Raw genomic sequence first — 8,042 nt, forward strand, 5'->3', positions numbered from 1 at the left:
ATGATGCTCAAAGACAAAGTCGTAGTCGTTACCGGTGCTGGTGGCGGCATTGGTCGCGGTATTGCCCTGTTGCTTGCCAAAGAAGGCGCAAAGGTTGTTGTGAACGACATTGGTGGCAGCTCGGCGGGTGAAGGTCGCGATGCTGCGCCGGCTGATAAAGTTGTGGCTGAAATTACCGCTGCAGGCGGTACAGCAGTGAGTAACTACGATTCTGTCGCGAGCCTCGCTGGTGGTGAGAAAATCGTCGGTACTGCGTTGGAGAAATTTGCTCGTATCGACATCGTGGTGAACAACGCAGGTATCCTCCGTGACCGCATGATCTTCAACATGAGCGAAGAAGACTGGGATGCCGTCATCAATGTGCATTTGAAAGGCTCTTTTGCCTGCACCCGTGCCGCTGCGCCGCACATGCGCCAACAGAAGAGTGGGCGGATCATCAACATGACTTCTACCTCTGGCCTGATTGGCAACTACGGTCAAGCTAACTACGCTGCCGCGAAGATGGGGATTGTTGGGTTGACCAAAGCGACAGCACTCGATCTTGGTCGCTACGGCGCGACAGTGAATTGCATCGCCCCGTTCGCATGGACACGCATGATTGGGACCATTCCAACCGAAACCGATGTGCAAAAACGTCGTGTCGAGAAACTGAAAAAGATGGACCCCGGCTTGATCGCACCGTTAGTAGCATTTTTGTCTAGCGACGCTGCACAGGAAGTGAATGGCCAGATCTTCGGAGTGCGAGGGAAAGAAATCATCCTCTACTCGCAACCGCGACCGATTCGCCAAGTCGCGGATATGGAAGGTTGGACTGCTGAGAAAGTGGCCGAAGTCATTCCCCACGCGTTCAAGGGGTCATTTTATAAGCTTGATGTGACGACGGATGTGTTTCCCTACGACCCTATCGTCTAGCTGCGACGAGCGTAGTTATTTGTATCATGCAACACGTTTCACGTAACACGTGTTGCGTATTGCGTGGAACGTGATTCTGATTGAGAGATTCATACTATGGCCAACAATGTGGGCTCTTCCTCTATGATTGACGAAATCTGTGACTATTCCCTCAAGTTCGCCGCCGAAGTGCCGTGGCTCAATGAGCCGCTGACTCGTGGACGAGGAAAAGCTTATCTGCTGCAACATATTCCGCGGAACCGCTTGTTAAGTTCGGTTATGCGTCCAGCCTGGATGAGCCGCTGCCCTGACCTTGCCGTTGTCCGCCGCACGATTGGCCAAATGCGTGAGGAGCTGGTTCATGACGACAAAATTGCTCAGGCCCATACTGGTATTCTCTGGCAGATGGGGCGGAACATCGGTTTGACAGACGAGCAAATGAATACCGTAAAGCCCGTGCCTCTCGTCGAAGTGGCCTTTAATGTGTGGGAGAACATTGCTCGCACTCGTCACTGGATTGCTGGTTGGCTTGCGACATCGAATGATGAATTCATCATCTCGACGATGCCGAACCATAACTTCCGTGCTGAGGTCTGGAAGCAGACGTTTAACTTGAACGATGAGCAAGTGTTCTTCTTTTCGTATCACACCAAAGCGGATGACGATCATGCTGGACGGAGAGTGTGGGAGCCGATCACCCGCCATGTTCACGACGACCGGACCCGACAAGATATTCTTGACGGGATGAAACTAGCGTTCCATGCGCTCAGGTTGTTCTATCAGGGGATCTGTGAATTAGGCGACGAGATGGAACGGCAAGGAGTCTAATCCTCAGGTTTACGGACCACGCAACACGTATTGCGTGGTCCGTGTTGCGTAGGAAAAGGAAGATCGTATGGCGGTCAATGCCAACCTCAAACGCCTCGTCGACCTTGCTGCTCCATACTGGGCAGGCGAGGCTGAAGTGGTCTGGTCATATTTTCAGAACCCACAACGGACGAAGGAAAAAGACCTGCTCTGGTTACGCCGTCAGTGCTTCAAAGAAATTTGGGGTTCCGGTGTTGGCGATAAGAAGAAAGGCCTGTTCCAAGGTCCAGTCGCTTATCTCAGTGGCATCTTCTCACAGATTGATAAAGAAGTTGGCCGTCACGAAGTGTTAGATGTTATCGACGGTCTACGGGCCGAGTTTTTTCATTACTGTTTGTTCGCTGATATTTACGATTCGTTGGGCAGCGAGAAGCTCAATCCAGAGCAACTCACTGGTTGGGATGCCGATAACGAACTCGCTCGCATTCGTTACGACTATCGCGAGAAGCGTGGCAAGCTCGGGTTTTTCGCCGTCCGTTTTACTGAAGGCGGCTATTGCAGCATGTATACGACAGGGATGCGCCTTGCTGGTAGTGGCGAACTCAACGATCGTATCGCCAACGCTTGTAAACATGTCTACGATGACGAAATTGGCCACATGCGCGATGGTTTTATTGGTCTCGCGAAGCAGGAGTTAGCTGCAGCTGAATGGGATGAAATAGCCGCTATGACCAGAAAGATCCTGCTGCAACGTATTCACATGCGTAACGAGCAGTTTAGTTATCCGTTGTCGGAGTCTCGAATTATAGAGATCGATGCGGGGAAGATTACGCCGATGGCATTTGATTACACCGGACTGGAGTAACGTATGAACTGGCAAGAAGTCTGCGAGCATCCAAGCCTACAAGATTTACCTTTTAAGATCGAAACTAACGAGCGCGGGGAAATCGTCATGGCGCCGGTTAAGGTGTATCATTCTGCCTATCAGGGGGAACTGGGGTTCTTATTACGGTCACTACGGAGCGATGGAAAAGTCCTGGCCGAATGCGCCATTCACACAGCTAAAGGGACCAAGGTTGCCGATGTGGCCTGGTGCTCAACCGAACGCTTTCAACAGATCAAAGATGAGACAGAGTGTTCAATTGCGCCAGAGGTATGTGTCGAAGTACTCTCGTTAAGTAACACGGACAGTGAGATCCAAGAAAAACGACAGCTCTATTTCGATAGAGGTGCCGTGGAAGTCTGGACCTGCCACGCTGATGGGTCGATTCACTTTTACCATGCAGGAGGAAAACTCGAACAATCGCTCCTCTTTCCGAAATTCCCTTTACTCATTGAGATCTAACAGCAGACCACAATTCCGCTTCTGGAGAGAGAACATAGTGGCTGGCGTTCCCTAAATCGTAAGATCTCCAGAGAAACTTGGTCACTCCACAGATGCATTGACAGCCGCGATCTACAGGCGACACGTGCCAATCAGCACGTCGCCTGCTTGTAACGCCTCACCTGGACTCAATGACTCGCCGAATACTTCTTGTGTCTCGCCAAAATAGTCTTCAATCTCATCAATTGTGATGTCAAACCCCTGACCGAAAGGCGCGGTGAGGCGCATTGCCTTCTCACGGAAGATTCGCTCGTACCAGTGTTGTTGACCGGAAATAAGGCGAACGACAAAAGACATTTTTACGCTCTGCCGCATGTGCTGTGCGCACGCGGGTTCTTGCTTGCCTTGACCGACCAATGAAAAGCGGGTCTTATGATCACGGGTCTATAACTCACACGCAACTCACTCGGTAACGAAAGTGAGGAGAGCATATGCAGACACAAGCCGCAACGTCTTCACCGCCCATCGAACAGCCAGTAGAGCCACGAGAACTCCCGCAGCGTGTTATTCTGCGTGGAATCAGTTGGCAAACATACGAAAGTCTTCTCGCTGACCTTGCCGAGTGTAGTGGTCCTCGTTTGACCTTCGACCACGGAGTGTTGGAAATTATGAGCCCGACTTTTGAACACGATGAATACAATCGTATCCTGGCATTGCTAGTCGAAGTTGTTGCTGAAGAGATGCATATCAGCGTAAGAAACTTCGGATCAGCAACTTTTAAGCGCTTGGATCTAGTGAAGGGATTTGAACCAGACTCATGTTTCTATATCCAGTCGGTGTCTCGTATACGCGGGAAGCGGAAAGTCGAATTGCCCCAGGACCCTCCCCCGGATTTACTCATCGAGATCGATGTAACGAGTTCCTCTCTTGGACGGTTTCCTATTTTCGCTCAGGTAGGGGCTCCAGAAGTCTGGCGTTATGATGGAAGTCAGGTGCAGATTTTGCTCCTTGCCAATGGGCAATATCAGATAGTCGAACGGAGTACTGCGCTTCCATTGTTAACCGCTACTATGCTCACTGAGTTCCTGGAAGCTGGAATAGAATTGGACAGACTAGAATGGTTAGGCCGTCTCCGCTCGTGGGTGCGGCAACACAACAAAGCATAATGCTGAATGATGAACGATGAATTGAAAACAAGAGCAAGTAGGAAGTGTTTGCCGTTCATCGTTCCGCGTTTTGCATTCATCATTCATTCTGATCTACTGACAACTGATAACTGACAACTATGTCTTCTCCCCTCGACGGTTTCCGTATCCTTGATCTCTCGCGAGTACTAGCTGGACCGTACTGCACGATGATGCTCGGCGACCTCGGTGCTGAGGTCATCAAGGTTGAACGTCCCGGAGCTGGTGATGATACCCGCGCCTGGGGTCCGCCATTTGTGGGTGGTGAGAGTGCATACTATCTGTGCGCCAATCGCAACAAGAAAAGTATCACGGTGAATCTCAAAGCCGAGAAAGGACGCGAGATCGTTCGTCAACTCGCCAAGATCAGTGACGTGCTGATTGAGAATTACAAAGTTGGCGAGTTGACGGAGATGGGGCTTGGCTATGAGGCATTGCGGGAGCTGAATCCGGGACTCGTGTATTGCTCGATCACTGGCTATGGCCAAAACGGCCCAAACAAAGACTTACCAGGCTATGACTTTATCATTCAAGGTCGCGGTGGGGTTATGAGTATTACGGGAGAGCCGGATGGGGAGCCGATGAAGGTCGGTGTGGCTATTGTCGACATCACTGCTGGTTTGTATGCGGCAAATGCGATTCAAGCTGCGCTGTTAGCGCGTACACGAACAGGGAAGGGGCAGGCAATTGATATCTCCCTGCTGGATGCCCAAGTTGCCTGGCTAGCGAATGTGGCTAGTTCGTACCTAGTGTCGGGGAAACGCCCAGGACGGTTCGGTAATGCCCATGCGACTATCGTCCCCTATCAATCCTTTAAAGCGAACGACGGATTTTTCTGCCTCGCGGTCGGGAATGATGGCCAATGGCAGAAGTTATGTCAGGTGATTGGACAACCGACATGGGCAAGCGATCCTCGCTTTGCGACGAACCCAGCCCGTGTTCAACATCGGGAAATTCTCGTTCCCGTGTTGCAAGAAGTCTTTGCTACCAGAGATATTGCCTTTTGGCTGCGTGAGATTGCTGCTGGTGGCATTCCCTGTGGACCGGTGCAAACGCTGGATGAAGTGTTTGCTGACCCGCAAGTTATGGCACGCGATATGATCTGGACTGTCCCGCACCCCACTGCTGGTGAGGTGCGGCTTGTCGGTTCGCCGCTGAAATTGAGCGAGACGCCGGTGTCCGCTCGCCTTCATCCTCCGCTCGTGGGTGAGCATACGGAGGAGGTACTTATGGCGCTGCTGAGCTATAGCCGTGACGAGATCCGTAACCTCCGACAGGAAAAAGCTATCTGACTTTAGGAGTGGTGCTTGGTCAGGCTTTGACCTCTACGCCGGCTAAGCGCTCCAACACCTTTACCAACGCCTGCGTGCCTTCGTTGTCAGCTCCGGTTGATTCCAAAGCATTGAACAGATTGTGAACTAACCCTGTTGCAGGAAGCGCAAGCTGTAAGCGATCGGCCTCTTGGAGGACGAGACGCAGATCCTTCTGCTGCAGCTTGACCATGAACCCAGGAGCGAAATCGCGCTGAAAAATCCGTGGCCCGAGATTGGTGAGTTGCCAGGACCCTGCCGCACCACCGCTGATGGCTTGATGCATCTTTTCAAGATGAACCCCGGATTTCGCCGCAAAAATCAACGCTTCACACATCGCCATGTTCGTGACAGCTACGGCAATCTGATTACAGAGCTTCACAAGTTGTCCAGAGCCACTTGGGCCAACGTGAATAATGTTCTTGCCCATGGCTTGGAAGATTGGCAGACAAGACTTGAAAACGGTTTCTTCACCACCAACCATAATCGATAACGTTCCAGCGATCGCACCACCTTCACCACCGCTTACTGGCGCGTCTAGATAGTGAATCCCCTTGGTCTGACAAGTCGTGGCCATCTCACGAGTAGCGGTAGGAGAGATGGTACTCATGTCGATAATGGTACCTCCGGCCTGAAGGCTACTCAGGATCCCATCTGGACCAAGGACGACCTGTTGGACATCGGGCGTGTCCGTTACCATCGTGATGACGACCTCAGAACGTTCAGCGACTTCTCGTGACGAGGATGCTCCCCGAGCACCTTCTGCTCTGAAGGCTTCGACGGTCTCACGTTTGCGGGTGTAGACGGTCACCGGATATCCAGCTTTCAACAAGTTCCGGGCCATCGGTTTGCCCATGATCCCGAGGCCAATGAAGCCGATACGTTGTTGCATGGCATTTCTCCTCTCCCTGCTTTCAGCTGTATTTTGAGTGAAGAGCAAGGCAAAGGGCAAGGACGGGGGAAAATGTAAGCGTGAAGGGAAAATTGAAGAAACGACTCGGAAGAGTGTACTACAGGGGAGTTGAGAACGCGATGAATGATGGAGGGGAAAATTTTCAGACTTGAGTCTAGAGTCTAAAAGTCTTTGTGCAAAAAGACGCTAGACTCATAGACTCTAGACTTATAGACGGGTTGGGTTAGGCAGGGTTTTCCCAGGTGAGTTCTTGAAAGCCTTCAGCCACTTCTTCGCCAAGAAGAAGTGGCTCTTCCTTTTCATTCTCTTCCCATCCCTCTTCTTTTTCTTGCTCCGGAGCCGCTGCTGGCCGTGGGCGTCCGCGCATTTGCATACGGTTCCTGACCTCACGCCAATGGAAGCTTTCCGGTGGGCTCTGCAGACGTTGAAAACTGGCAAGGAGGAGGTCTTTACTGTCGGCACGACCAAAGCAATGGTCACCAATCCACATTTCCCAGCCAGAACGTACACTACCGTCCGGAGCTACGATATTTCGTTGCACGAATACCGGTGCTGGCAGCGAGAGAGAAGGGGCAGCAAGGTCACCCTCAATTGGTGGTGTCGGTTGTACGTCGATGATGTCTTTCTTTGCTTCTCGTACAACGGAGGCTTGTTCCCGTTGTTTCGGAACTCGCTTTACCGTAGCTTTGGTCTTTTCCTGCTTTGCAGGACGAGCTTTCATGGGCATCTTCCTCTCTGTGTTCTTCCTGGAAGGGCCAGGAAAAAGCTACATTATTACCAACCCCAATGTATCCTCCCACAAGGAGAATCGCTCCTCGCCCTTTGATCGATCAGCGGATACACTGGAGACGCTTCGAGAAATCGAAGGAAGTGTAATGATGATATGGAAAATCCTAAGAGTTACCACTTGGACGCGATGTTAAACCGGTACACTAGCACAAAGGAATTGTGATTCAATCCCCTATTTGTAACCATACGCCTTTTAGATACGTTCCCTCGGCATGAATCAGATTGGTTGGATGATCTGGTCCAGGTCCTAAATGTTTGAGGAGCCGTACTCTTCGCCCAATATCAGCAGCAGCAAACTGGATCGTCTGCAAAAAATCTGCCTCTGACAAATGTTGCGAACAGCTGAACGAAAACAAGTGCCCTCCCGGAGACAGCAGGCGCAGGGCTTGTACGTTGATCTCCTTATATCCCTTCAGACCAGCCTGTAGATCCTGCCGTCGCCGAATGAATGGTGGAGGGTCAAGAACAATAAGGTCAAAAGACTGCGAAACTTCACGCAGGTAGGCGAACATATCTGCCTGGACAAATTGCCCTTGCCAATCAGGGAGGCCGTTTTCTTGCCAATTTTGCCGTCCGAGGTGTAGCGCAGTCGCCGAGCTATCGACTGAGGTAACGGACGCGGCTCCCGCCCGCGCGGCAAAGATGCTGAAGCCGCCAGTATAAGAAAACCCGTTAGGCGGTGGCAGGAAACAACTTACCGCAATAGTGATTGACCGGAGTGGAGAGCCTCTGCACAAGAGCAGGGATGAGAGACGAGACCATTGTGTGCTGGCTTCGGTCTAAGTATCGAAGTCTGGTCGAAGAGCTGGATGAACGCGGGCGAC

The 8,042-nt window shown here is 51.6% G+C and carries 10 protein-coding genes; 6 read left to right on the forward strand and 4 right to left on the reverse strand.

What is annotated here, in order from left to right:
- The 4 genes from FJ147_12485 (at position 1) to FJ147_12500 (ending at position 3,043) form a co-directional block, all read left to right on the forward strand.
- Entirely contained in the window at positions 1 to 912 is a 912-nt protein-coding gene (locus FJ147_12485; protein MBM4256700.1) for an SDR family oxidoreductase, read from the forward strand.
- A gap of 96 nt (positions 913 to 1,008) precedes the next feature.
- A complete protein-coding gene (locus tag FJ147_12490) occupies positions 1,009 to 1,719 on the forward strand; it encodes an iron-containing redox enzyme family protein (protein ID MBM4256701.1) in 711 nt (236 codons plus the stop codon).
- 67 nt (positions 1,720 to 1,786) lie between these two features.
- Positions 1,787 to 2,563 carry a hypothetical protein gene (locus FJ147_12495; protein MBM4256702.1) on the forward strand — a complete coding sequence of 259 codons (777 nt, stop codon included), beginning with the start codon at positions 1,787 to 1,789 and terminating at the stop codon, positions 2,561 to 2,563.
- A gap of 3 nt (positions 2,564 to 2,566) precedes the next feature.
- Positions 2,567 to 3,043, forward strand: coding sequence for a Uma2 family endonuclease (locus tag FJ147_12500; GenBank protein ID MBM4256703.1), 477 nt, complete (start codon positions 2,567 to 2,569; stop codon positions 3,041 to 3,043).
- Between the two features lie 111 nt (positions 3,044 to 3,154).
- Here FJ147_12500 and FJ147_12505 read toward each other — a convergent pair whose 3' ends face one another.
- Entirely contained in the window at positions 3,155 to 3,379 is a 225-nt protein-coding gene (locus FJ147_12505) for a hypothetical protein (protein ID MBM4256704.1), read from the reverse strand.
- Between the two features lie 134 nt (positions 3,380 to 3,513).
- Between FJ147_12505 and FJ147_12510 the strand changes: the two genes are divergently transcribed.
- Together FJ147_12510 and FJ147_12515 are read left to right on the forward strand one after the other, a co-directional pair.
- Entirely contained in the window at positions 3,514 to 4,188 is a 675-nt protein-coding gene (locus tag FJ147_12510; GenBank protein MBM4256705.1) for a Uma2 family endonuclease, read from the forward strand.
- Between the two features lie 119 nt (positions 4,189 to 4,307).
- Positions 4,308 to 5,498 (forward strand): CoA transferase, encoded by a 1,191-nt coding sequence (locus tag FJ147_12515; GenBank protein ID MBM4256706.1) that lies wholly within the window; start codon positions 4,308 to 4,310, stop codon positions 5,496 to 5,498.
- A gap of 19 nt (positions 5,499 to 5,517) precedes the next feature.
- On the opposite strand, the gene FJ147_12520 is transcribed toward FJ147_12515, so the two are convergent.
- The 3 genes from FJ147_12520 to FJ147_12530 all read right to left on the reverse strand — a co-directional run bounded on the left by FJ147_12520 (position 5,518) and on the right by FJ147_12530 (position 7,961).
- Entirely contained in the window at positions 5,518 to 6,408 is an 891-nt protein-coding gene (locus tag FJ147_12520; GenBank protein ID MBM4256707.1) for a 2-hydroxy-3-oxopropionate reductase, read from the reverse strand.
- 244 nt (positions 6,409 to 6,652) lie between these two features.
- Entirely contained in the window at positions 6,653 to 7,150 is a 498-nt protein-coding gene (locus FJ147_12525) for a hypothetical protein (protein ID MBM4256708.1), read from the reverse strand.
- 232 nt (positions 7,151 to 7,382) lie between these two features.
- Positions 7,383 to 7,961: a class I SAM-dependent rRNA methyltransferase gene (locus FJ147_12530; GenBank protein ID MBM4256709.1), complete on the reverse strand. Its 579-nt coding sequence runs from the start codon at positions 7,959 to 7,961 to the stop codon at positions 7,383 to 7,385.
- Positions 7,962 to 8,042: the final 81 nt, after the last annotated feature.

It is taken from the genome of Deltaproteobacteria bacterium (assembly GCA_016874775.1).
In the GTDB taxonomy this organism is placed as follows: Bacteria; Desulfobacterota; Binatia; order Bin18; family Bin18; genus VGTJ01.

Excerpts from the sequence above, each read along its gene's own strand:
- FJ147_12520 (MBM4256707.1), bottom strand. The coding sequence starts at position 6,408 with ATGCAACAACGTATCGGCTTCATTGGCCTCGGGATCATGGGCAAACCG.
- FJ147_12505 (MBM4256704.1), bottom strand. The coding sequence starts at position 3,379 with ATGTCTTTTGTCGTTCGCCTTATTTCCGGTCAACAACACTGGTACGAG.
- FJ147_12500 (MBM4256703.1), top strand. The coding sequence starts at position 2,567 with ATGAACTGGCAAGAAGTCTGCGAGCATCCAAGCCTACAAGATTTACCT.
- FJ147_12510 (MBM4256705.1), top strand. The coding sequence starts at position 3,514 with ATGCAGACACAAGCCGCAACGTCTTCACCGCCCATCGAACAGCCAGTA.
- FJ147_12485 (MBM4256700.1), top strand. The coding sequence starts at position 1 with ATGATGCTCAAAGACAAAGTCGTAGTCGTTACCGGTGCTGGTGGCGGC.
- FJ147_12515 (MBM4256706.1), top strand. The coding sequence starts at position 4,308 with ATGTCTTCTCCCCTCGACGGTTTCCGTATCCTTGATCTCTCGCGAGTA.
- FJ147_12490 (MBM4256701.1), top strand. The coding sequence starts at position 1,009 with ATGGCCAACAATGTGGGCTCTTCCTCTATGATTGACGAAATCTGTGAC.
- FJ147_12495 (MBM4256702.1), top strand. The coding sequence starts at position 1,787 with ATGGCGGTCAATGCCAACCTCAAACGCCTCGTCGACCTTGCTGCTCCA.
- FJ147_12525 (MBM4256708.1), bottom strand. The coding sequence starts at position 7,150 with ATGAAAGCTCGTCCTGCAAAGCAGGAAAAGACCAAAGCTACGGTAAAG.